Origin of the sequence: Mesorhizobium sp. M0904 (assembly GCF_040319475.1) — a bacterium.
Classification (GTDB): Bacteria; Pseudomonadota; Alphaproteobacteria; order Rhizobiales; family Rhizobiaceae; genus Mesorhizobium.
Map to the genome: position 1 here is coordinate 55612 of NZ_JAMYOC010000024.1, position 21950 is coordinate 77561.

21 protein-coding genes are annotated in these 21950 nt (G+C 61.6%); 14 read left to right on the plus strand and 7 right to left on the minus strand.

Annotated features, from left to right (window positions below):
* Positions 1–5: 5 nt before the first annotated feature.
* On the minus strand, positions 6–167 hold the full coding sequence (locus tag NKH80_RS23655) for a hypothetical protein (protein ID WP_254815787.1): 162 nt from the start codon (positions 165–167) through the stop codon (positions 6–8).
* Between the two features lie 270 nt (positions 168–437).
* On the opposite strand from NKH80_RS23655, the gene NKH80_RS23660 reads away from it, so the two are divergent.
* The 4 genes from NKH80_RS23660 to NKH80_RS23675 all read left to right on the plus strand — a co-directional run bounded on the left by NKH80_RS23660 (position 438) and on the right by NKH80_RS23675 (position 5853).
* Positions 438–2387 (plus strand): PrkA family serine protein kinase, encoded by a 1950-nt coding sequence (locus tag NKH80_RS23660; protein WP_352993844.1) that lies wholly within the window; start codon positions 438–440, stop codon positions 2385–2387.
* A gap of 19 nt (positions 2388–2406) precedes the next feature.
* On the plus strand, positions 2407–3729 hold the full coding sequence (locus NKH80_RS23665) for a YeaH/YhbH family protein (RefSeq protein WP_352879234.1): 1323 nt from the start codon (positions 2407–2409) through the stop codon (positions 3727–3729).
* The gene (locus tag NKH80_RS23670) at positions 3729–5267 is read left to right on the plus strand and encodes a SpoVR family protein (RefSeq protein WP_352993847.1); all 1539 of its coding nucleotides are present in this window, start codon (positions 3729–3731) and stop codon (positions 5265–5267) included. Before NKH80_RS23665 ends, NKH80_RS23670 begins: the two co-directional genes overlap by 1 nt.
* 94 nt (positions 5268–5361) lie before the next feature.
* Positions 5362–5853 carry a DUF1772 domain-containing protein gene (locus NKH80_RS23675; protein WP_352993850.1) on the plus strand — a complete coding sequence of 164 codons (492 nt, stop codon included), beginning with the start codon at positions 5362–5364 and terminating at the stop codon, positions 5851–5853.
* Between the two features lie 67 nt (positions 5854–5920).
* Here the strand turns inward: NKH80_RS23675 and NKH80_RS23680 are convergent, their stop codons facing one another.
* Both NKH80_RS23680 and NKH80_RS23685 read right to left on the minus strand, forming a co-directional pair.
* The gene (locus tag NKH80_RS23680) at positions 5921–6166 is read right to left on the minus strand and encodes a hypothetical protein (protein ID WP_023720508.1); all 246 of its coding nucleotides are present in this window, start codon (positions 6164–6166) and stop codon (positions 5921–5923) included.
* A 49-nt stretch (positions 6167–6215) separates the two neighbouring features.
* On the minus strand, positions 6216–8216 hold the full coding sequence (locus NKH80_RS23685; RefSeq protein ID WP_352993853.1) for a protein-L-isoaspartate(D-aspartate) O-methyltransferase: 2001 nt from the start codon (positions 8214–8216) through the stop codon (positions 6216–6218).
* A gap of 304 nt (positions 8217–8520) precedes the next feature.
* Between NKH80_RS23685 and NKH80_RS23690 the strand changes: the two genes are divergently transcribed.
* Both NKH80_RS23690 and NKH80_RS23695 read left to right on the plus strand, forming a co-directional pair.
* Positions 8521–10932 (plus strand): phosphoketolase family protein, encoded by a 2412-nt coding sequence (locus NKH80_RS23690; RefSeq protein ID WP_352993856.1) that lies wholly within the window; start codon positions 8521–8523, stop codon positions 10930–10932.
* Complete coding sequence (locus NKH80_RS23695) at positions 10932–12113, plus strand: acetate/propionate family kinase (protein WP_352993860.1); 1182 nt, start codon at positions 10932–10934, stop codon at positions 12111–12113. The genes NKH80_RS23690 and NKH80_RS23695 overlap by 1 nt, the downstream gene beginning before the upstream one ends.
* A 34-nt stretch (positions 12114–12147) precedes the next feature.
* Here the strand turns inward: NKH80_RS23695 and NKH80_RS23700 are convergent, their stop codons facing one another.
* Together NKH80_RS23700 and NKH80_RS23705 are read right to left on the minus strand one after the other, a co-directional pair.
* A complete protein-coding gene (locus tag NKH80_RS23700; RefSeq protein ID WP_352993863.1) occupies positions 12148–13230 on the minus strand; it encodes a sensor histidine kinase in 1083 nt (360 codons plus the stop codon).
* Between the two features lie 130 nt (positions 13231–13360).
* Positions 13361–13576 (minus strand): KTSC domain-containing protein, encoded by a 216-nt coding sequence (locus tag NKH80_RS23705; RefSeq protein WP_352476940.1) that lies wholly within the window; start codon positions 13574–13576, stop codon positions 13361–13363.
* A 128-nt stretch (positions 13577–13704) separates the two neighbouring features.
* On the opposite strand from NKH80_RS23705, the gene NKH80_RS23710 reads away from it, so the two are divergent.
* Positions 13705–14322, plus strand: a complete 618-nt coding sequence (locus NKH80_RS23710; RefSeq protein ID WP_352993866.1) for an alpha-ketoglutarate-dependent dioxygenase AlkB — start codon at positions 13705–13707, stop codon at positions 14320–14322.
* Positions 14323–14364: 42 nt separating this feature from the next.
* On the opposite strand, the gene NKH80_RS23715 is transcribed toward NKH80_RS23710, so the two are convergent.
* Positions 14365–14829 (minus strand): NUDIX hydrolase, encoded by a 465-nt coding sequence (locus NKH80_RS23715; RefSeq protein WP_352993869.1) that lies wholly within the window; start codon positions 14827–14829, stop codon positions 14365–14367.
* 125 nt (positions 14830–14954) lie between these two features.
* On the opposite strand from NKH80_RS23715, the gene ku reads away from it, so the two are divergent.
* The 4 genes from ku (at position 14955) to NKH80_RS23735 (ending at position 18267) form a co-directional block, all read left to right on the plus strand.
* Positions 14955–15788 (plus strand): non-homologous end joining protein Ku, encoded by an 834-nt coding sequence (gene ku, locus NKH80_RS23720; protein ID WP_352507044.1) that lies wholly within the window; start codon positions 14955–14957, stop codon positions 15786–15788.
* Positions 15789–15881: 93 nt separating this feature from the next.
* Complete coding sequence (locus NKH80_RS23725; RefSeq protein ID WP_352993875.1) at positions 15882–17282, plus strand: PAS domain-containing HWE histidine kinase family protein; 1401 nt, start codon at positions 15882–15884, stop codon at positions 17280–17282.
* A 75-nt stretch (positions 17283–17357) separates the two neighbouring features.
* Positions 17358–17729, plus strand: coding sequence for an avidin/streptavidin family protein (locus NKH80_RS23730; RefSeq protein ID WP_254815773.1), 372 nt, complete (start codon positions 17358–17360; stop codon positions 17727–17729).
* A gap of 130 nt (positions 17730–17859) precedes the next feature.
* Positions 17860–18267 (plus strand): HD domain-containing protein, encoded by a 408-nt coding sequence (locus NKH80_RS23735; protein ID WP_352507046.1) that lies wholly within the window; start codon positions 17860–17862, stop codon positions 18265–18267.
* A gap of 30 nt (positions 18268–18297) precedes the next feature.
* On the opposite strand, the gene NKH80_RS23740 is transcribed toward NKH80_RS23735, so the two are convergent.
* Positions 18298–18708 (minus strand): DUF427 domain-containing protein, encoded by a 411-nt coding sequence (locus tag NKH80_RS23740; protein ID WP_352993878.1) that lies wholly within the window; start codon positions 18706–18708, stop codon positions 18298–18300.
* 177 nt (positions 18709–18885) lie between these two features.
* Here NKH80_RS23740 and NKH80_RS23745 point away from each other — a divergent pair, with 177 nt between their 5' ends.
* The 3 genes from NKH80_RS23745 (at position 18886) to NKH80_RS23755 (ending at position 21940) form a co-directional block, all read left to right on the plus strand.
* On the plus strand, positions 18886–19701 hold the full coding sequence (locus tag NKH80_RS23745; RefSeq protein WP_302893445.1) for an endonuclease/exonuclease/phosphatase family protein: 816 nt from the start codon (positions 18886–18888) through the stop codon (positions 19699–19701).
* Between the two features lie 63 nt (positions 19702–19764).
* Positions 19765–21165 carry a phospholipase D family protein gene (locus NKH80_RS23750; RefSeq protein WP_352993881.1) on the plus strand — a complete coding sequence of 467 codons (1401 nt, stop codon included), beginning with the start codon at positions 19765–19767 and terminating at the stop codon, positions 21163–21165.
* Between the two features lie 472 nt (positions 21166–21637).
* The gene (locus tag NKH80_RS23755; RefSeq protein ID WP_352993884.1) at positions 21638–21940 is read left to right on the plus strand and encodes a hypothetical protein; all 303 of its coding nucleotides are present in this window, start codon (positions 21638–21640) and stop codon (positions 21938–21940) included.
* The last annotated feature ends 10 nt before the right edge of the window (positions 21941–21950 follow it).

A 21950-nucleotide genomic window follows, 5' to 3' on the forward strand; every position in this document is an offset into this window, starting at 1 on the left:
GTCGGTCAGTCCTTCTTTTCCTGATACAGGCGCTCGGTCGCACGCTCGCTTTCCCTGCGCTCCGCCGGGCCGCGACGGCGCTGCGTGAGCAGGGCGTAGGCGATCAGGACTGCCAGCAGCAGTGGACCGCCTGCAACAACGAGCAACCACAAACTATTCCCAGACATCGACCGTCTCCTTTCCCTCACAACCGGAAAGGACCCGAACCGTTCCTCCGTCTTGTTGGATGTCGCCCGCAGGACGTGGTGCGATTCAGGATTTTGTGCCGCGAGCAGGACGTTCCACGCCTTGTCTGCACTCAGGATGCCCTTATTTAGACTCTTATCGTTCGGTCACATGCACTCTCTGCGAAGTGAAGGGAACCACAAGGGCTTTCCAACATTTGGTTGTTCAAGAGACAAACATGCAGCCACATCGGCTCCGGGGCTAGGAATACCATGCGTGAGAATCAATCCGACGTCTTCGATCTGTTTTCCGAGGTTTATAAGAATGCGGCGCAGGAGGAGATAAGCCTCCAGCAATATCTGCTTGCCTGCCGCGAGGACAAGTCGATGTACGCTTCGGCGCCCGAGCGGATGGTCGAGGCGATCGGCGAGCCGACCTTTCTCGATACCAGCAAGGACGAGCGGCTCGGCCGTATTTTTTCGAACCGGACGATCAAGATCTATCCGACCTTCGCCGACTTTTACGGCATGGAGGATACGATCGAGCGTATCGCCGGTTATTTCCGCTACGCCTCGCAAGGGCTCGAGGAACGCAAGCAGATCCTCTATCTCCTCGGCCCGGTCGGCGGCGGCAAGTCCTCGCTTGCGGAGCAGCTGAAAAGGCTGATGGAGCAGCGTCCGATCTATACGCTGAAGGTCGGCGGCCAGGTCAGCCCGGTCTTCGAATCGCCGCTCGGGCTGTTCGATCCCGACCGCATGGGCGACCTTTTGGAAGACAAATACGGCATCGCCCGGCGGCGGCTGACCGGCCTGATCTCGCCCTGGGCGGCCAAGCGTCTCGACGAATTGTCCGGCGATATCTCCAAATTCAGCGTCGTCAAGCTGATGCCGTCCAGGCTTCGCCAGATCGGCATCGCCAAGACTGAGCCGGGCGACGAGAACAACCAGGACGTTTCGGCCCTGGTCGGCAAGGTCGACATCAGGCAGCTGGAAAACTTCAGCCAGTCCGATCCGGACGCCTATTCCTATAGCGGCGGGCTGAACCGGACGACGCAAGGACTGCTCGAATTCGTCGAGATGTTCAAGGCGCCGATCAAGGTGCTGCATCCGCTGCTGACCGCCACCCAGGAAGGCAGCTACAACGGCACCGAGAATTTCGGCGCTTTCCCCTATCAGGGCATCATCGTTGCCCATTCCAACGAATCGGAATGGCTGCAGTTCAAGAACAACAAGAACAACGAGGCGTTCCTCGACCGCATCCTGGTGGTCAAAGTGCCGTATTGCCTGCGCGTAACCGAAGAGCGGCAGATCTACGAGAAGCTGTTGCGCGAAAGCGAATTGGCTAACAGCCCCTGCGCTCCGGAAGTGCTCGACATCCTCAGCCGGTTCACCGTCTCGACCCGCCTGGCCGAACACGACAATTCGCCGCTCTATACCAAGATGCGCGTCTATGACGGCGAGAACCTCAAGGAAACCGATCCCAAGGCGAAGTCGGTCCAGGAGTACCGAAACGCGGCCGGTGTCGATGAAGGCATGACCGGCGTCAGCACCCGCTTCGCCTTCAAAATCCTGTCGCAGACCTTCAACTACGACACCGAAGAGGTGGCCGCCGATCCGGTGCATCTGATGTACATCCTGGAAGAGGCGATCAAGCGCGAGCAGTTCCCGAAGGAAACAGAGGCGGACTATCTCGATTTCATAAAGTCGGAGCTGGCCACCCGTTATGCCGAGTTCATCGGCCACGAGATCCAGAAGGCCTATCTGGAATCCTACAGCGAATACGGCCAGAACCTGTTCGACCGCTACATCGCCTATGCCGATGCCTGGATCGAGGATCAGGACTACAAGGATACCGATACCGGCCAGATCCTCAATCGCGAGGTTTTGGACAATGAACTGTCGCAGGTCGAAAAGCCGGCCGGCATCGCCAATCCCAAAGACTTCCGCAATGAAGTGGTGAAGTTCACGCTGCGCGCGCGGGCCAGAAACCATGGCCGCAACCCGTCATGGACAAGCTATGAAAAGCTGCGCGAAGTCATCGAGAAGCGGATGTTCGGGCAGGTCGAGGATCTGCTGCCGGTGATCAGCTTCGGCTCCAAGCAGGACAGCGTGACGGAGAAGCGGCATACCGAATTCGTGCAGCGGATGATCCAGCGCGGTTACACCGAACGCCAGGTTCGCCGGCTGGTGGACTGGTACATGCGGGTGAACAAGGCGGGTTGAAGCCAGCCCGGGGTAACATATGCCGATCTTCATCGATCGCCGACTGAACCCGAAGGACAAAAGCCTCGGCAATCGGCAGCGTTTCCTGCGGCGGGCGCGCGAAGAGTTGAAGCGCACCATCCGCGATCAGATCCGCACCGGCAAGATCGCCGATGTGGACGCCGAGCATGCCGTTTCGATGCCGGCGCGAGGCACCGGCGAGCCGAGCTTCAACGATGCCAGGAACAGCGGCAGCCGCCAGCACGTCCTGCCCGGCAACAAGCATTTCTCCCCAGGCGACCGGCTGCCCAAGCCTGGCCAGGGCGGCGGCATGGGGTCCGCCCCGGGGAGAACCGAATCGGAGGACGATTTCCGTTTCGTGCTGTCGCGCGAAGAGGTGCTCGACCTCTTTTTCGAAGACCTCGAACTGCCTGACATGGTCAAGCTCAACCTCAAGGAGATCCTCGCCTTCAAGCCGCGCCGGGCCGGCTTCGCCGCGACCGGCTCGCCGACGAACATCAATGTCGGGCGCACGATGCGCAACAGCCATGGCCGCCGCATAGCGCTCAGGCGTCCCAAGCAGGAGGACCTCGATGCGATCGCGCAGGAGATTGCGTCGCTGGAGGCGAAGCCGAAAAACGTCGAGATGCGCCAGCGCATCGTGGCGCTGCAGGAAGAGTTCGATCGACTGGAGCGTCGCCGCAAGCGGATCGCCTATGTCGACCCGGTCGATATCCGCTTCAACCGCTTCGACGCCCAGCCGGTGCCGAACGCCAACGCGGTGATGTTCTGCCTCATGGACGTGTCCGGTTCGATGGGCGAACGCGAGAAGGATCTGGCCAAGCGCTTCTTCGTGCTGCTGCACCTGTTCCTGAAGCGGCGCTACGACCGGACCGAGGTGGTCTTCATCCGCCACACCCACGAGGCGCAGGAGGTCGACGAGGAAACCTTCTTCTACAACACCCAGAGCGGCGGTACGGTGGTTTCCACCGCGCTCGAGGAGATGCACCGCATCGTCGAGCAACGCTATCCCAGCCGCGAATGGAACATCTATGTCGCCCAGGCCTCGGACGGTGACAATTTCGTCACCGATTCCGAGCGCTGCATCGCCCTGCTTGACGAACAGATCATGCGGCTGTGCCAGTATTTCGCCTATGTCGAGATCCTCGACGAGCGCGAGAGCCATATCTTCGGCGCTACCGACAACGGCACGTCGCTGTGGCGTGCCTACAGTGCGGTCAAGCTGAGGTGGTCGAATTTCCAGATGAGCCGCATCGCCACCGCGGCCGACATCTACCCGGTTTTCCGCCAGCTCTTCGCCAGACAGCCGGGCTATCAAAAGAGCGGTGAAAGAGGGGGCTGATGGCGAGCAGATCCGGGCTGCTGTTTTCCGGTTCCGACTGGGATTTCAGGACGCTGTCGCGCGCCTACGAGACCATCGAGGCGATCGCCACCGAAGAGCTCCACCTCGACACCTATCCGGTACAGATGGAGATCATCTCGTCCGAACAGATGCTCGACGCCTATTCCTCGGTCGGCATGCCGCTGATGTACCGGCACTGGTCCTTCGGCAAGCACTACCTCTACCAGGAACTGCTCTATCGCAAAGGCGGGCGGGGGCTCGCATATGAACTCGTCATCAATTCGAATCCCTGCATCGTCTATCTGATGGAGGAAAACACCATGGCCCTCCAGGCCCTGGTGACGGCGCACGCGGCACTCGGCCACAACCATTTCTTCAAGAACAATTATCTTTTCCGGCAGTGGACGGACGCCGGCGCCATCCTCAGCTATCTCGACTTTGCCAAGGGCTACATTGCCCGCTGCGAGGAGCGGCATGGCGTCGATGCGGTGGAAGAGATCCTCGATGCCGCACACGCGCTGATGGAACAGGGCGTGTTCAGATATCACCGGCCGCCGAAGCTGTCGTCGGAAAAGCAGCGCGAGGGCCTTCACGAGCGCCTGGAATATGAGGAGCGCTCCTACAACGATCTGTGGCGCACGCTGCCGCCGTCCAAGGACGGCACCAAGGTCCGCGAGACGGACACCATGGCGGAGCGCAAGAAATCGCTCAAGCTGCCCGAGGAGAACCTGCTTTATTTCCTGGAGAAGAACAGCCTGATCCTGGAACCGTGGCAGCGTGAGGTTATCCGGATCGTCCGCGTTATCGCGCAGTATTTTTATCCACAGCGCCAAACGCAGGTGATGAACGAGGGTTGCGCCACCTTCGTGCATTACACGCTGATGAACCTTTTGTTCGACCGCGGGCTGATCGGCGAAGGTGCCATGCTGGAGATCCTGCGCAACCATTCGAACGTGATCTTCCAGCCGGGGTTCGACGATCCGCGCTTTTCCGGTATCAACCCTTACGCGCTGGGCCTCGACATGATGCAGGACATCCAGCGCATCTCGACCGCGCCGACGGCCGAGGACCGCGACTGGTTCCCCGATATCGCCGGCAACGGCGACTGGCGCCAGACCTTGCTGGACGCCTGGGCCAACCATCGCGACGAGTCCTTCATCCGCCAATATCTGAGCCCTACCCTGATACGGAAATGGCGGTTCTTTGTGCTTGCCGACGCTGCCAACGACCCCCATTACGAAGTCGCCTCGATACACAATGAGCGCGGCTACGAGAGTATCCGCAGCGCACTCGCCCACAGCTACGACATCGGCGCCAGCCGGCCTGACATCCAGGTGGTGGATGTGGACCTGCTCGGCGACCGGCATCTGCGCCTGCAGCACAAGGTCAAGGACGGCATCGTGCTGGAAGGCGGCAGCCGCGACGCCACGCTGCGCCACATCCGCAAGCTCTGGGGCTACGAGGTCAGCATGGTCGCGGTCGACGCGCAGACCGGCGCCAGGCTCCACGAACGCTCGACCAGCCAGATCGGGGAATGACCGAATAACCTGCCGGCGAAGTCGGGCGCCTTTTCAGGATCACCAACCACCCTATCTACGCGCGCACCACGAGGGCATGGTCGGGAGCAGGAACATGCGCGCATTGACGATCGCCACGCTTCTGTTGGTCGCCGTCTCGATGGCGCTCTCGCTCGCGCACGCTTTGGAATTGCCCGGCAAGTTGCGCCTCAAGGAGGCCACCTACAAATCAGTGCAGGCGATCTACTATCCCGGCTTCACGATCGGCGGGTTCGCCGAGATCGGCGGCATCATTGCACTCGCCGTCCTGCTTTACCTGACGCCCTATCCAAGCGCGCGATTCTGGTGGACCTTGGCGGCGCTTGTCTCGTTGCTGGCGGAGCACGCGACCTATTGGTCGGTCACGCACCCCGTCAATAATTTCTGGGTGCAAGACACTGCCCTGCCGAAATCCGCCGCGACGTTTTTTTCAATGTTCTCTCGAAAGCAGACCGGCGACTGGAGAGATTTGCGCAACGTCTGGGAGGCTTCGCACGTCGCCAGGGCGGGCCTGGCAATGCTGAGCCTCGTCTCAATTGCTGTCGCCGCGACATTTTTTGCCGAATAGCCCCAGGGATTAAAGTCAGGGGACGGACCCGGCGCCGTATTGTCTTAACGTCAAGCGATCCGGCCGTTCAGCGGTCGGCGCGATGCTTGTTGTGGGCGCTTTCCTGGTGCTCGCCGCGGATGATGTTGCGATCGTCGGGATCGGCAATATCCTTCGGGTCCGATCTGAGCTCGGCACCGCGCCGGAACGCCTCGCGCTCTTGCCTGGTCTTTTTCAAATCCGCTTCCGCGTCGAAATCCTTGCCGGCGTTTTTCGTGTTCTCACGCTCTTCGATGATGCGCAATTGCTGCTCATGAGTCTTCTTTCCGGCCATTGGTGACCTCCTTCCTTTCGATTTTCCGCTTCCCCAAGGTCCAGATTCGCTACAGCCCGAAAGGATAAGTCTCGGGAAGGCCTGTCCCCGCATGCTCCGGCCCAAGCGGCGTCACGGCATTGGTCTCATCGAACCAAACGAAAGCATCGAACTGGCGGGCGAGCGAGGCGTCCGCATAGTGGCTGTGCAGCTCGGTCTCGGGCCGATAGATGACACCGATAAAGCGTTCCAGCCGGCGCTCCAGAAGCCGTTGGCGCAGCGTGTCGTCGCGCTCGAAATCGAGCAGGAAAGGCGAGACGCCGCTGTCGTGGCAAAGCCGCTCATAGCTGTCGTTGTGGGAAGGCCGAACCGGTTTCACTTCCATGTCGCCGTCCCAGTCGGTGGCAGCGGCAACCGTCCCGGAATGCGTACTGAGCCCAATCAAGGCAACCTCGTCGCCAAGACGCTGGCGACAGAGCTGGCCGATGTTCAATTCGTCCCTGACGATCCCCATCTCGGTATAGCGGGCATCGCCAATATGGGAATTATGCGCCCACACCACCGCCTTGGCGTTCGGGCCGCGGGCCTGCAGCAGGTGCTCCAGCGTTTCGAACATGTGGGTGTCGCGCAGGTTCCAGGATTGCGCGCCGCCATAATACATGGTGCCGTAATAGCGCTCGGCGGAGGCGACCAGGCGGGCGTTCTGGGTGGCGTCGAGGAAATCGAATCCGTCCTGCTGCGCATAGTCGAGCTCTCTAGCGAGCAGTTCCCGGCATTGCTCGAGCACGGCCTTCTCGCATTTCTGGTAGCCGGAGGTGAGTGCGACACGGCCATAAGTGGCCGGGTCGTTCTGCCACGGAGTCAGGCAGCCGTAGCGTTCGCGTGCGATCCTTGCCGCCTGCGGATCGACCCGGTCGAGATATTGCAGGACCGCCGCGATCGACCCGCCCATATTGTAAATGTCGAGGCCATAGAACCCGGCCCGCCGGGAGGATATCCTGATCCGCTCATTATGCTCTCGCATCCAGTCAACGAACGCCGCGACGTCGGTGTTGCGCCACATCCAGGTGGGAAAGCGCTGGAACGGCGGATCGGCGCCCGGCCGTGGTGGCCGGTGGCGGACGTAACGGTCGATCGCCGCGGCATCGGGCCAGTCGGCCTCGACCGCGACGATGGTGAAGCCATGCTTCTCGATCAGCCTGCGAGTGATCGCGGCGCGCGCACGATAGAACTCCGACGTGCCGTGGCTGGCTTCGCCGAGCAAGACGACGCGGCGGTCGGCAAACCGGTCGAACAGCGCACCGAAGGCCGGATCGTCGAAATCCGGAAGCGGTTCGGCGGCGGCCGCTATCATCTGCGGCAGGCTGCTCCTGCGCTGATGCCGGTGCGGAAGATCGGCCGCTATCTGGCTGTCGCTGCCTGGCTCGCCCCAGCCTTGCTCGCCGATCAGCGGAACAAACCGCACGCCGCCGAAATCCTCCTCGGTGTAAGTTGCTGCGCCGGTCCGGGTGACCTTGAGCAGGCGCTGCGCGTCGAATTCGTCGCCGACCGGGATGATAAGCCGGCCGGCGACGTCGAGCTGTTCCTGCAGCGCGAGCGGTGCGCCGGGGCCAGCGGCTGCAACCAGGATCGCATCGAAGGGTGCAGCTTCTGGCCAGCCCTTGGTGCCGTCGCCGGTGCGGACTTCGATATTGTCGTAGCCAAGCTTTTTAAACCGCTGCCTTGCCGTTTCAGCCAACGCGGCGTGGCGCTCGATGGTGTAGACACGTTCGACGATCCGGCTCATTACGGCAGCCGCATAGCCCGAGCCGGTGCCGACCTCGAGAACATGGTCACCGGCTCCGACCTCGGCCATTTCGATCATCAACGCAACGATGTAGGGCTGCGATATCGTCTGACCTTCGGCGATCGGCAGCGGCCCGTCCTCATAGGCAAATTCTTCAAAACCGGGCTCGACGAAAGCCTCGCGCGGGACCTCGCGCATCGCCTGAAGGACATTGCGGTCGCGAATGCCACGGCGGCTTAGGTGAATGTCGACCATTTGGTTGCGGGCATGGGAGAGATCGAGCATTTTTTGCTCCTCCTACGGGCCTCCGCCACAATCGCCCAAGCTGCTCAACGGCACTTTGGCCAGTCGATGTCCCGGGGGCCTCGGCAGTCCCCTTGGATTCATGCAATGCGGTGCATCTTCCTAACCGTTGGCAAGCCCCGAGGTTCCTCAAAAGACCGACCCGCTTTTTGTCGGGCGAGGCGGATTGCAGGATCGGCGAGCGGGAGCTGGCCGCGCCCGCCCAAACTTATTTCGAGGCAAATCCTTTCTCCGAGGCGACGCCACTCCAGATAACGACGGACGAGGGTATTCCGGAGGCATTTCCATGAACGACGAGGCCCGCACCACTGCGCAAACAACCGGCCTTGACCAGATGAATCTGATGGACCGCTACTGGCGCGCCGCGAACTACATTTCGGTTGGCCAGATCTATCTGCTCGACAATCCGCTCTTGCGCGAGCCCTTGCGGCCCGAGCACATCAAGCCACGGCTGCTCGGCCATTGGGGCACGACGCCCGGCCTCAATTTCATCTATGTGCATCTGAACCGGATCATCCGTGAACGTGGCCTCGATGTTCTGTTCATCTGCGGGCCGGGTCACGGCGGCCCGGCAATGGTCGCGAACACCTGGCTTGAGGGCACCTACAGCGAAATTTATACCGAGGTCGGCAGGGACGAAGACGGCCTGCGAAAGCTGTTCCGGCAGTTCTCGTTCCCCGGCGGAGTGCCGAGCCACGCGGCCCCGGAGACACCCGGCTCGATCCACGAAGGCGGAGAGCTCGGCTATGCGCTGGTCCATGCCTTCGGCGCCGCCTTCGACAATCCGAACCTTGTGGTTGCCTGCGTCGTGGGCGACGGCGAAGCCGAGACCGGCCCGCTCGCCGCGGCCTGGCATTCCAACAAGTTCCTGAACCCGGCATCCGACGGTGCCGTCCTGCCGATCCTGCATCTCAACGGCTACAAGATCGCCAGCCCGACGATCCTCGGCCGTATGGAAGACGAGGCGTTGCGCAGCCTGTTCCTCGGCTATGGCTACGAAACCTTTTTCGTGGAAGGCCACGAGCCTGCCCCGATGCATCGGGAGATGGCCCGCACGCTCGATACCGTGCTCGACCGGATCCACTCCATCCAGGAGCCTGCACGAGCCGCGGGCTGGAAGGGAGAGCGGCCGCTGTGGCCGATGATCGTGCTGCGCAGCCCAAAGGGCTGGACCGGGCCGAAAGAGGTCGACGGCAGACGAGTCGAGGATTTCTGGCGTTCGCACCAGGTGCCGGTGTCTAACGCGGGCGGCGACGCGGCGCACCGCCAGATCCTCGAAGACTGGATGCGCAGCTACGAACCGAAGACGCTGTTCGATGAAGGCGGGCATCTCCTGGCGGAGCTCGCGGCGCTGGCGCCCACAGGGCCAAGACGCATGGGCGCAATCCCCTACGCCAATGGCGGCCTGCTGAAGCAAGACCTCGTGCTTCCCGACTGGAAAGGCCTGGCGCTCGAGGTACCGCGTCCGGGCGGCACTGTTGGGGAGGCAACGCGGACCGTGGGGAGCTATCTTCGCGACGTGATCCGCTTGAACGCCGAGGCCAGGAATTTCCGGCTGATGGGACCCGACGAGACGTCCTCCAACCGCCTCGACGACGTGTTCGAGGTCACGGACCGGGTCTGGATGGAGCGGATCGAGCCTTACGACGTTCATCTTTCCCGCGGCGGCCGCGTCATGGAAGTGCTCAGCGAGCACCTTTGCCAGGGCTGGCTGGAGGGCTATCTGCTGACCGGCCGCCACGGCCTGTTCTCGTGCTACGAGGCGTTCGTCCACATTGTCGATTCCATGGTCAACCAGCATGCCAAATGGCTGAAGACCTCCGGCGAACTTGCCTGGCGCAAGCCGATCGCCTCGCTAAACTACCTGCTGACCTCGCATGTCTGGCGGCAAGATCACAACGGCTTCAGCCATCAGGATCCGGGCTTTGCCGATTTCGTCGCCAACAAGAAGGCCGACACGGTAAGGCTCTATTTCCCGCCGGATGCAAACACGCTGCTGTGGATCACCGACCATTGCCTGAAAACCTACAACCGCATCAACGTCATCGTCGCCGGCAAGCAGCCGGCGCCGCAATGGCTGTCCGCCGAGGACGCGGAAGCGCACTGCAAGGCCGGCGCGGGCATCTGGGAATGGGCCGGGACGGTTGCCAAGGGCGAAGATCCGGATGTGGTCCTGGCTTGCGCCGGCGACGTGCCGACGCTGGAGACGCTTGCCGCAGCCGACATCCTGCGCTCGGGCGTTCCGGACCTGAAGATCCGCGTCGTCAATGTCGTCGACCTGATGATTTTGCAGTCGAATTCCGAACATCCGCATGGCTTTGCCGACGACAGATTCGACGCGCTGTTCACCAAGGCCAAGCCGGTCATCTTCGCCTATCACGGCTACCCCTATCTCATTCACCGTCTGACCTACCGGCGCGCCAATCACGACAACATGCATGTGCATGGCTTTCGCGAGGAAGGCACGACGACGACGCCGTTCGATATGGTCGTGCTTAACCAGCTCGACCGCTATCACCTGGCGCTCGCCGCGATCGCGCGTGTGCCGGGGCTGGCCGAGCGGGCGAAGGAGCTTGCCGCGGCGCTGCATGGGAAATTGGCCGAGCACAAGGCCTATGTCCGCGAACATGGCGAGGACATGCCCGAGATCCAGAAATGGTCCTGGCGGCAGGACGGCGCGACAAGGGCCGGCGATTGATGCGACGATCGATCCTTGCGTTGAATGCCGGCTCGTCGAGCATCAAGTTCGGACTTTACGAGCTTGCAGCATCCGCCGAGCTGGATCTTGCCTCGCGCGGCTCGCTGGATCTGGGCGATGCGCCAAGGCTGACCGCGAAAGCCGCCGATGGCGAGCTGCAGTGCGATCGGCCACTTGCCGCTGACGCATCACGCGACATGGGCATCGGCCAGATGCTGCAATGGATCGAGAACGAACTTGGCGGAAGGAAACTGATCGCCGCCGGCCATCGCATCGTCCATGGCGGGCGCGAGTTCGTCGAACCTGTTCGCCTGACGCCGACAGTTATCGAGGCTCTCGACAGGCTGACGCCGCTTGCGCCATTGCACCAGCCGCGCAGCCTCGCACCAATCCGGGCGCTTGCCACGCTGCGGCTGGACCTGCCGCAGGTCGGATGCTTCGACACGGCCTTCCATAGGACCATCGAGCCTCTGGTCAGCCGTTTTGCGCTGCCGCGCCGCTATGAGGCAGACGGCATCCACCGCTACGGCTTTCACGGGCTTTCCTACGAATATGTCACGGGCCGGCTCAAGCAGAGATCGCCCGATCTGGCGGCGAAAAGAACCATCGTCGCCCATCTCGGCAACGGGGCGAGCCTGTGCGCCATGCGCGACGGGAGAAGCGTCGATACGACGATGGGCTTTTCGGCGCTTGACGGCCTGGTCATGGGCACACGCTGCGGCGCCGTCGATCCGGGCGTGCTTTTGTACCTGCTGCTGGAAAGAGGTGTTTCGGGAGAGGCGCTGCAAGACATGCTCTACGAGGAATCCGGCCTGCTCGGCGTGTCCGGCATTTCCGGCGACATGCGCACGCTGGAGGCCAGCGATGACCGCCGGGCGCGCGAAGCGGTGGAGCTTTTCGCCTTCCGCGCCGCCAGGGAAGTTGCCGCCCTCGCCAATACGCTGGGCGGGCTGGAATGCCTGGTGTTCACCGGCGGCATCGGCGAGCACTCTGCCGCGGCCCGCAAAGCGATTTGCGGCAGGCTTGGCTGGCTCGGCGTGGCGATCGACGAAGCCGACAACAACTCCCATGAAGCGCTCATAAGCCAGGCGGACAGCAAGGTCGAAGTCCGCGTCATCGCAACCGACGAAGAAGGTGTAATCGCCCGCCACACGCGCAAGGTGATCGACGGGCCTGGCTGATGCGGATGGCCTTGAATGGCGCTTGCTCGGCCGGCTACGTCGCGACGGCGGCCGATCTGTTGAACACGATGGTCACCCGCGTTCCTTTGCCGGGGGCAGAATCCACCTCGAACCGGGCTTTGGCATTTTCAATCAGCGATTGAGCGATCAACGCGCCGAGCTTGCCGGGTTTCGGCCAGGTCTCGCCTTCGGGCAGGCCGATGCCGTCATCGGCGACTACGATGCGAAAACCGTCTCCGTCGACGACGCTGCGCAGCGTGATCGTCCCGCCTTCGCGACCCAGAAAGGCGTGTTTCAGCGCGTTCGTCAAAAGCTCATTGACCGCCAGACCCGTTGGCATCGCCACGTTGATGGACACGGGATAGGTATCGACCTTCATGTCCAGCCGGATGCCCTGCATGGCGTGCGACGTCATCACGGCGGAAGCGATCTGGCTGAGATAGACGCCAAGGTCCACTTCGGCCTTCTGTTCGTCGACCGACAGCGTCTGGTAGAGGATTGCGAGCGCATCGACGCGGCCGGCGAGGCGCTCGAAGCGTTTCTGATCGGGTGACGCCGCACTGCGGGCCTCCAATCTGATGAGAGCCGTGATCATCTGGAGATTGTTCTTCATCCGATGCTGCAACTCGCGCAGCAGCATGTCCTTTTCCCGAATGCGTTGTTCGATGGCCTCGCTGTCGCTTGCCTTGTGCGCGGTAACGTCGACAAGGGCGACCAGTCGAAAGGACCGTCGCCCGCGCTCGTCCTCGATCAGGTTCGAATAGACATCGACGATGGCTGGCGCTGCGGCAGCACGTTGTATCCTGAATGTTCCCGCACGATCGATATCCTCGACGATGGCCCGGGCCAGCGGCCGGTCCTTGTATTCGCTCAAGCCTTCTCCGCTCAGTGCGGCCCAGTTCCAGCGCTCGAGCTCGGCGACGGATACGCCTGACAATTTCTGGAACTCGGAATTGACATAGACGACACGTTCGTCGCCGCTGAGATCGGAAATTGCGATCGCGATCGGCAGCTGGTCGAGAAATCTCTTGAATTGTTCGCTATCCAGCACGCCCGCCAGATGCGGGGTATCGAGCAATTGCTGGAGCTGCTCGGTTTTTTCGACTTCGGCGGGCATTCCAGGCTTTCGATGTTTCCGGTGAAACCATGATCAATATCAGGTCGCTCACCAACTGCGAAGTCCGCTCATTGCCGCGCGGCTACGAATGGCGGAGAGCCGAGATCATGGTTGAGAAGCGTCGGAAGACTCAGCTCGAATGGCTCTGCTCGACCAGATGGTATTTATACCGGTCGCGAATATGTTCGTTGAAGAACCGGCCCTTCGACGAAGCCTTGCGGAACGCGGCGTGGACCTGCGGCGGAACGTCCTCGTAATCATAGCGGTTTCCGCTCGGGACGAACCACACCGAGAGTACCCTCGTCGCCGGCTGGTAGTCGATGTTTCTGATCGCAGTTGAAGGCATCTCGACAGCTCCAATGCTCGGCAGTGCTCCAATCCACGCCATCGTGTGAATAACCCTGCACGGAGAGCGAGGTTCCTTGCTGCCGAAGCGGCCTTGCCGCTTCGGGCCGGCTTCACCAAGTACAGTTGATGCCACCACTCAAGACATCGGCTGCAGCCCGTCAGGGCGATCTCTTTGCCAACACCGACGACCTGCCGGAAGGATTCCGCTACCGGCCCGAACTGATCACGCCAGACGAGGAAGCAGCGTTGGCAAGCCAGCTCGCAGGCCTGCCTTTTCAGCCCTTCGACTTTCACGGCCATCTGGCAAACCGGCGGGTGGTCGGCTTCGGGCTGCGTTACGACTACGATCGGCGCAAAGTCGTCGAAGCACCGCCGATACCCGGCTTTCTGCTGCCGCTCAGGGACAAAGTTGCAGCCTTTGCCCGCCTGCCGGCCGAAACCTTCGTGCAGGTGCTGATCAACGAGTACCGGCCGGGCGCCGGTATCGGCTGGCACCGTGACAAGCCTCATTTCGAAGTGGTCGCCGGCGTTTCGCTGCTGGCCGCCTGCAGCTTCCGCCTGCGCCGGAAAAACGGCACGCGATGGGATCGCAAGACGGCCACCGTCGAGCCAAGATCGGCCTATTTGATGACGGGTGCTGCGCGCAACGAATGGGAGCACAGCATTCCGCCGGTCGCCGAGCACCGCTATTCGATCACATTACGCACGCTGCACGCTCAAAATTCGCTTGGGCTAGCGCCGTAAGGCAAGCCAGGCGCCGCCCTGAAGTACTGAGCCGATCCGATTTCATCGGTCGCCATGCCGACCGGCCAAATCCGCCAGCATGGCGCGCTGGCCTTTCAGTATCTTGAGGTTGGCTTCAGGCACGGAGAACCAGCCCGCTCTGTCGACTTCGGCAAATTCCTTCATCGAGCCGGACCTTGGCGGCCATTCCATGACGAAGGTGTTGCTGCTTATGGCGTCGCTGTCGAAGTCCGCTTCGACGCACCACGCGACGACGAGCTTGCCGCCCGGCTGCCGGTAGCTGCCAAGGTGTTCGAAAACTCCATCGATGGCGACCCCGAGCTCCTCTTCGGCTTCGCGTTTTGCCGCCGCCAGTTCGTCTTCGTTCTCGTCGACCAGGCCCTTCGGGATCGACCATGCGCCGTCGTCCTTCTTCGCCCAGAATGGGCCGCCGGGATGCACCAGCAGCACCTGAAGTGAACCTCGGCTTTGGCGATAAATGAGCAACCCTGCGCTGCGTTTGGCCATTCCGCTATTCCCCTGACGAAAATGAACCGAATGTTCTCGTCCGGGCCGGCGTACGGACCAGCCTGCCACGGCGGAACGATTTCGGCTCGCAGCCGTTCCGTCCGTTCGGCAAATGAGTGATTGACATGGCGACGCCGCGAGCTGCCTGGAAGGGCTTTATGAAGGTCGGATCGGTTTCCTGTGGCGTCAAGATCATCGGCGCCGTCAGCGAGGCCGAGAAAGTGCATTTCAGGATCCTGAACCGCAAGGACGGTCTCCCGGTCAAGAGCGCTTATATCGACGAGGAGACCGGCGATACGGTGGAGGCTGCCGACCAGGTAAAGGGCTATGAAGTCGAGAAGGGCGAATTCATCCGCATAGAGCCGGACGAAATCAAGAAACTAAAGATGGTATCGCAGCACACGCTCGAGATCGGCGAGTTTGTGCCCACCGCCGAAATCGACGCACGCTACCTCGAAAAGCCCTATTATCTGGTTCCGGCCGACGCGCCCTCCACTGAGGCCTTCGCGGTGATCCGGGACGCCATGGCCAGGAAGAAAGTGGCAGCCCGCTCCTGCGTCGTGCTGTACCAGCGAGGCCGAGAGGTGCTGATCCAGCCGCTGGGCAAGGGCATGGTGATGACGGAATTACGCAACCACAATGAAGTGGTCGCAACGGACGCGGTGTTCGAAGGACTGAAGGCTCGAAAGGTCGATCCCGAGATGCTGGAAATCGCGCAATTGCTGATCGACAAGAAGCCCGCCAAATTCGACCCGTCGAAGTTCGAAGACACTTATGAACAGGCGCTGGTTGCGATGATCGAAGCCAAGCGCAAGGGCAAGAAACCGCCCAAGCCGGCACCTGCACCGAGGACGAATGTCGTCAACCTCGCCGATATTCTGCGCAGAAGCCTGGCGCAGGAAGGCGGCAAGGCTCCTAACAAAGGTCGGGGAACGGCCGCGAAACGCAGATCAGCCTGAATGTCCGAAAGCGGATCGAACGGAACCGAAAACGCTCGCGCGCATTTAGATGACGTAGCAATCCGTCGGCAAGCCAAGCGGAGCGGGGGACTGGTGGACGTCGTTGAACTAAAGACTGGCGGAATCCCGCAAGTTTCCTCCGCCGATCTGATGCAGGCGTTGCCTGTGGCTGTCTACACCACCGACAGACAAGGCTACATCTCGTTCTTCAATGAAGCCGCTGCCGATCTCTGGGGATATCGTCCGGTTATCGGCCAGGACCGCTGGTGCGGATCATGGAAGCTTCGCCACCTCGACGGACGGCCGATGGCGCACGACGAATGTCCGATGGCCGTTGCCTTGCTGGAGGAGCGGGACGTTCCTGGGGGCCGGGCGATCGCCGAGCGGCCGGACGGCCAGTTCATGCCGTTCAGCGCGCATCCGGTCCTGCTTCGCGATGCGAACGGCGAGGTCGTCGGCGCCATCAACACCTTGCTCGACCTGCGCACCCAGGCGCTGGCTGACGACGCCAGCATAAGGCTCGCTGCCATCGTCGAATCTTCGATGGACGCGATCGTGTCGAAAGACCTGAACGGCATTATCACCAGCTGGAACGATGCGGCACAACGCCTGTTCGGCTACACGCCCGCGGAGGCGATCGGTCGCCCGGTGACGATGCTCATCCCGCCCGACCACCTGGATGAGGAAGCCATGATCATCAGCCGCATTCGCGCCGGCGAACGGATTCCTTCATATGAGACTATCCGGCAGCGCAAGGACGGCACCCTGGTTCCGGTTTCGCTCACCATCTCGCCGATACGCGACGGCATTGGGCGTATCGTCGGCGCTTCCAAGATCGCGCGCGACATCAGCCCGCATAAGGACAGCGAACGGCGTATCCGCACACTCATGCGCGAAGTCAACCATCGCGTTAAAAACCAGTATTCGGTGATCGTCTCGATGATCCGCGAGACCAGCAAGCTGGCGGGTACGCCAGAGGCTTTCCTTTCCCAAGTCCGGGAACGCATCATGGCACTTTCGGAATCACACGATCTGCTGGTCGATGCCGAATGGCGTGGCGCGACCATCGGCGAACTAATCCATGCCCAGACCAAGGCCTTCGCGACACAGGCCAGGCTATCGATGAGCGGGCCGATGATCATGCTGCAGCCGAATGCGGTGCAATATCTCGGCATTGCCTTTCACGAGCTGGCCACCAATTCGGTAAAGCACGGAGCGCTGTCGCGCCTTGACGGGCGGGTCGAGGTCGAATGGACCGTGACGCCAGCCGCCGATGGCAGCGACGGCTTCCGCCTTGTCTGGCGGGAACTGGACGGACCATTGGTCGATGAAAACACGCGACGCGGTTTCGGAACGGTCGTGCTCAAACGCGTCACCCCGCAGGCGCTCAGCGGCACCGGCCGCCTGGAATTTGAGAGGCACGGCATCACCTGGACGCTGGAAGCGCCGCTGCGCTTCGTTCAGATGTCGATGGCTGGCATTGCGGCTGATTGAAGGCCGCTACCTCGGCCGCGGCTTGGAGGCCGTGTGCCAACGCAATCCCTATGGCAGCAATCAGGAGGAGCAGCGATGAGTTGGCTGGGCACCTGGCGGAACCAGTACGGGTCGGTCGTCGAACTGACCAGCGAAGAGGGCGGACGGATCAGCGGAACCTTCAGGACGGCGCTGGAGGACAGCGCCTTCTTCGGCACGACGGTGCCGCTGTTCGGAGCCTGCCATGGAGATGTCATCGGATTCACCTGCGCGGCCGAAGGGCGGGTCGGAGCCGCGGCGGTGAGCTATACCGGCATCCTCAGGAACGGGAAGCTGGAGATGCTGTGGCACACCGTTGCGGATGCCGCTTTGTCGGCGGAAAAGGAAGGGGCGCCGGCACGAGCCAGGAAACTCCCCGCCTGGCGTGCCTTTGGAACCAGCCTCGACAGTTTTGAACGCGTCTCCTGACTATTCCGCCCGCCACCGCGGCATTCAGCTCGCAAGCGAGGCAGCAGGGTCCCGCGGCGCGTAGGAACTCGCACTGACAATGGCGCGTTGGTGCGCCAGGACATGTGCTGTTCGTTACGGGATCGACCCAATGAGCGTGCTTTATCGCGCAGCGAAAATCGCCGAACAGGCCCATGCCGGGCAGACGGACAAGACAGGGCGGCCTTATATCGAACATTGCCGCCGGGTCGTCGATGCCGTCGAAACGCTCGATCAGAAAGCCATCGCCTATCTTCACGACGTCATCGAAAAAGGCGACGGTTGGAATCGCGACCGGCTTGAGGCGGCCGGGTTCGGGCCGTCCATCGTATCGGCCGTCGACGCACTGACGCGGCGGCCGAACGAGGACGATTCCGTGTTCGTTCGCAGGGCTGCGGCCAATCCGCTGGCGTTGCCGGTCAAGCGCGCCGATCTTGTCGACAATCTATGGCAGGCACGGCAGATCGGTGCCTCGACAGAGAAATACGAAGACAGCCTGCGCATCCTTGAAGAGTTCTGACGGAAAGCTGGCGCCGTTGCCGATGTGAGTCTATTCCGTGACGTGCGGCGTATGCCGCTTGTCCTCCGCGGGATCGGCCTCAATCCGCGCCCGGCCGGGATCGAACGCGCCGTGGCGGGCGATCGCCAGTGCCGGGGTGTCGGGCGTCTCGTAGGCCGACATGAAGTCTTCTGCCGACGAGCCGACCGCATGAACACGCCAATAACTTGCCGTGCCCTTCAGCGGGCTGTGGCTCGTTGTGTTCGTCTTCTCCAGAAGGTCGAAATAGATGTCCTCGAAGGGTATGTAGAAGACAGGATCATGACCGTCTTCGTAGAGCAGCTTTGCCCGCGCGCTCGACGCAATAATGGCGTCGGAGAACCGAACGGTTACGGTTCCATCGAACGGGACAATCCTGAGCGGGCCTGAGCGGGGGGCGGAATTTGCGGCTAAGGGCTGCATTCGACTTCTCCGTAGACTGCGCTGCCCTCCCGAAACGTGTTGTTGCCCGTCAGGGTTCCAGGCCGCGCGCCGACGCCGGCGGTGGAACGGTTTTACAAGGTCGTCGTTGTTTCAGACCTCCGCACGCGCCATAATCGCAATGGCCGCCACTCGCCGACTCAAAAGCAAATGGATCAGATGCTGGATCGATCGCCTACCCTTCCAAGGTCGCTTGGCGCTGCGCTGCGAAGGGAAGTGCCGCGGTTTACGGCGCCCGGCAATGAAATTTCGTGCACCACAGTTGCATCCTACAATGTGCATAAATGTGTCGGCACCGACGGCAGGTTCGATCCGGAGCGGGTCGCGGCAGTGGTCAAGGAACTCGACGCCGATATCATTGCTTTGCAGGAGGCCGACGAAAGAACCGGAAGCAGGCAGGGTTTGCTCGATCTCGCAGCGCTCGAGCGGGACAGCGACCTCGTCCCCACACATGTCCCGGAAAACCGCCGCAGCCATGGCTGGCACGGAAATCTGATCCTGGCGCGCCGCGGCGTGGTCGAAAGCGTGAATCAGATCCGGCTGCCCGGCCTTGAGCCGCGCGGTGCGGTCATCGCGGATCTGGAGCTGAAGGGCGTCTCGCTCAGGATCATAGCCGCACATTTTGGCCTGCTGCGGCGGTCGCGCTCGCAGCAGGCCAACGCGCTGGTCGAAGCCACGCACCCGGTTCTGCGGCCAACAATCCTGCTTGGCGACCTCAACGAATGGCGCGTCCGCAACAGGTCTTCGCTGCTGGCCTTGCTGCCGCATTTCGGTCCGATCGATGCGGTTCTGCCGAGCTTTCCGTCGCGCTTTCCACTGTTTGCGCTCGACCGCATCCTGGCCAGGCCGCCCCACCTGATTTCCAGCATCGAGGTGCACAAGACGCCGCTGGCGCAGCGCGCTTCCGATCATCTGCCGATCAAGGCCCGACTGAACCTGGACGCGATACGGCAGCCGCGACTGCAACCAGAATGAACCTGAAGGGTTGTTAGTCAGATTTCAGATCGTTTGCTTCGCTGATGTTTGTCGGTGCACTTGATGGATACAGCCATTTCGCGGTTTGCCCGGGACAAGATCGCGGCCGGCAATAGCGGATTGCTGCTGATCGCCGACAATTATGACGCGTTTGCCGCGCGAATCCTTGCTGCGCGCAGTGCCACAAGCAGCCTCGACCTGATGTACTATCTCTGGCACGACGACCATAGCGGCCGGCTGCTGATGCAGGAGGTCGTCAAGGCGGCGGAGCGCGGTGTCCGCGTCCGCCTGCTGCTGGACGATATCAATCCGCGCAACAGCGACGCCGCTTACCTGGCGCTCAACAGCTACAAGAACATCGAGCTGAGGCTGTTCAACCCCAGCGGCATGAGGAACGGCAGCATTTTTCGCTCGCTGGAGATGGTCGCCCGGCTGTTTGCGATGACCCGCCGCATGCACAACAAGGCCTGGATCGCCGATGAGGGCCTGGCCATTGTCGGAGGAAGAAACATCGGCGATGCCTATTTCGACGCTGCGGAGACGAATTTTCGCGATCTCGACCTGTTGCTTCTCGGTCCTGCCGTAGGGCAGACGATGCAGATCTTCGAGGCGTTCTGGAGTTGCGAGGCGGCAAAGCCGATCGAACTGCTCAACCCGGCTGCAGCGGGCTCGCGCGCCGATTTCCTCGACAATCTCGATGCGACCGCGGACGGCCAGCTTTTGAACAGCCTCAGTGCCTGGCGCACGATCACAGAGTTCATTGTAGCGCACAGCGACGTCTGCTGGACGAAAGGCGTTCGCGTCATTTCCGATCCGCCGGAAAAGGTGCGCGGCAAGAGGCGCAGAAACTGGCTGACAAAGGAGCTGCTTCCCGCTATCGCGGCGACCAGGCAGCGCCTCGAAATTGTCTCGCCCTATTTCATCCCCAGCCGCACCGGGTTGGCCATCCTGTCGAAGCTGGTGGACCGTGGCGCCGAGGTTGCAATCCTGACCAACTCGCTCGCCGCGACGGACGTCGCCGCCGTGCACGGCGCCTATGCCAAATACCGCCGCAAGCTGCTAAAAAAAGGTATCCAGCTTTTCGAATTGCAGCCCTTCGACCGCCAGGCCAACATCTCCGTTTTCGGCTCAAAGGGAGCCAGCCTGCATACCAAGGCCTTTACGGTCGACGACACGCTGGGGTTTGTCGGTTCCTTCAATTTCGATCCGCGTTCGGTGTCGTTGAATGCGGAAATGGGCGTGCTTTTCCACGATACCAATCTGGTGAGGGAGTTGCGCCGGCTGTTCGAGCACGAAAAGTCACCGCAGACGAGCTACCAGCTAGTCCTGGACAAAGGCGCCTTGCGGTGGCTCGGCTTGGCGGATGGCGAGATGCGGCAATATTCGCGTGAACCGGAGGCCAGTCTCTATCGGCGCATCATTGCAGCGCTGGTTGGCTGCCTGCCGATCGAATCGCAATTGTAGAAGCGACGGATTTGTCGGAACGCGACTCTTTGTCGGAACGGAAATGCGGGATCACGAGTTGTAATCCGGTCCGGAGCATGCCGATGAAGACCACGCTATACAGTTTTCTTGCTGAACTCTTGCCGTTCTGGATGGCGCACAAACGCAAAATGCGCGCCGACCGTGTCGCTGAGCGGCCGACACGATCTGCCGCAGGTGACGATGTTCGGCCGTCAGGCGACCCGAACCGCGCAACACCGGCGCGACGGCGCAACGCGTCTTAGGGCGGGATGCCTGCAAATTACACCCCCGCCCCAAATGTCTGGTTAGCGGCATTCTGCGACGCCAAATGATTTCGCTTGACTGCAAAGATCTAGCTCTTTGGCGATCACGCTATCGTTAAGTATCGCTGTTTGAAATCCGGCGTTGCCAAGCATCCATTTTGCAGCACGTACGTTAATGGCACTACAGTTTGCCGCTACAGGTGAGCACCATGAGTGCTAATGCGATAGAATTCTTGCAGGACTGGATCCACGAAAACGTTCATGTGCCGCCGCCTCCGATCAGGCTTGAAAAGGAGGCGGAACTCCTCGCCAGGGAATGTAAGCAAGAGGCGGCCAACGCCGGGGTACCCATCGAAGACATCGAGGAAGAGGTTGGCGACCTCAAGGATCTGCTCGTCGCCAAGCTCGAAGACGCAGCCGAGGACGAGGCCAGGCAACGCAATGGCAAGGGCAGCGACATGAATAGGACGGCTGGAGCCAGCCGTCGGGCGACACTGCAGAACAATCTGTGATTCAGGGCGG

Bases quoted from the DNA above. Each gene is read 5' to 3' on its own strand.
- NKH80_RS23655 (WP_254815787.1), bottom strand. From the start codon at position 167: ATGTCTGGGAATAGTTTGTGGTTGCTCGTTGTTGCAGGCGGTCCACTG.
- NKH80_RS23660 (WP_352993844.1), top strand. From the start codon at position 438: ATGCGTGAGAATCAATCCGACGTCTTCGATCTGTTTTCCGAGGTTTAT.
- NKH80_RS23665 (WP_352879234.1), top strand. From the start codon at position 2,407: ATGCCGATCTTCATCGATCGCCGACTGAACCCGAAGGACAAAAGCCTC.
- NKH80_RS23670 (WP_352993847.1), top strand. From the start codon at position 3,729: ATGGCGAGCAGATCCGGGCTGCTGTTTTCCGGTTCCGACTGGGATTTC.
- NKH80_RS23675 (WP_352993850.1), top strand. From the start codon at position 5,362: ATGCGCGCATTGACGATCGCCACGCTTCTGTTGGTCGCCGTCTCGATG.
- NKH80_RS23680 (WP_023720508.1), bottom strand. From the start codon at position 6,166: ATGGCCGGAAAGAAGACTCATGAGCAGCAATTGCGCATCATCGAAGAG.
- NKH80_RS23685 (WP_352993853.1), bottom strand. From the start codon at position 8,216: ATGCTCGATCTCTCCCATGCCCGCAACCAAATGGTCGACATTCACCTA.
- NKH80_RS23690 (WP_352993856.1), top strand. From the start codon at position 8,521: ATGAACGACGAGGCCCGCACCACTGCGCAAACAACCGGCCTTGACCAG.
- NKH80_RS23695 (WP_352993860.1), top strand. From the start codon at position 10,932: ATGCGACGATCGATCCTTGCGTTGAATGCCGGCTCGTCGAGCATCAAG.
- NKH80_RS23700 (WP_352993863.1), bottom strand. From the start codon at position 13,230: ATGCCCGCCGAAGTCGAAAAAACCGAGCAGCTCCAGCAATTGCTCGAT.
- NKH80_RS23705 (WP_352476940.1), bottom strand. From the start codon at position 13,576: ATGCCTTCAACTGCGATCAGAAACATCGACTACCAGCCGGCGACGAGG.
- NKH80_RS23710 (WP_352993866.1), top strand. From the start codon at position 13,705: ATGCCACCACTCAAGACATCGGCTGCAGCCCGTCAGGGCGATCTCTTT.
- NKH80_RS23715 (WP_352993869.1), bottom strand. From the start codon at position 14,829: ATGGCCAAACGCAGCGCAGGGTTGCTCATTTATCGCCAAAGCCGAGGT.
- ku (WP_352507044.1), top strand. From the start codon at position 14,955: ATGGCGACGCCGCGAGCTGCCTGGAAGGGCTTTATGAAGGTCGGATCG.
- NKH80_RS23730 (WP_254815773.1), top strand. From the start codon at position 17,358: ATGAGTTGGCTGGGCACCTGGCGGAACCAGTACGGGTCGGTCGTCGAA.
- NKH80_RS23735 (WP_352507046.1), top strand. From the start codon at position 17,860: ATGAGCGTGCTTTATCGCGCAGCGAAAATCGCCGAACAGGCCCATGCC.
- NKH80_RS23740 (WP_352993878.1), bottom strand. From the start codon at position 18,708: ATGCAGCCCTTAGCCGCAAATTCCGCCCCCCGCTCAGGCCCGCTCAGG.
- NKH80_RS23745 (WP_302893445.1), top strand. From the start codon at position 18,886: ATGCTGGATCGATCGCCTACCCTTCCAAGGTCGCTTGGCGCTGCGCTG.
- NKH80_RS23750 (WP_352993881.1), top strand. From the start codon at position 19,765: ATGGATACAGCCATTTCGCGGTTTGCCCGGGACAAGATCGCGGCCGGC.
- NKH80_RS23755 (WP_352993884.1), top strand. From the start codon at position 21,638: ATGAGTGCTAATGCGATAGAATTCTTGCAGGACTGGATCCACGAAAAC.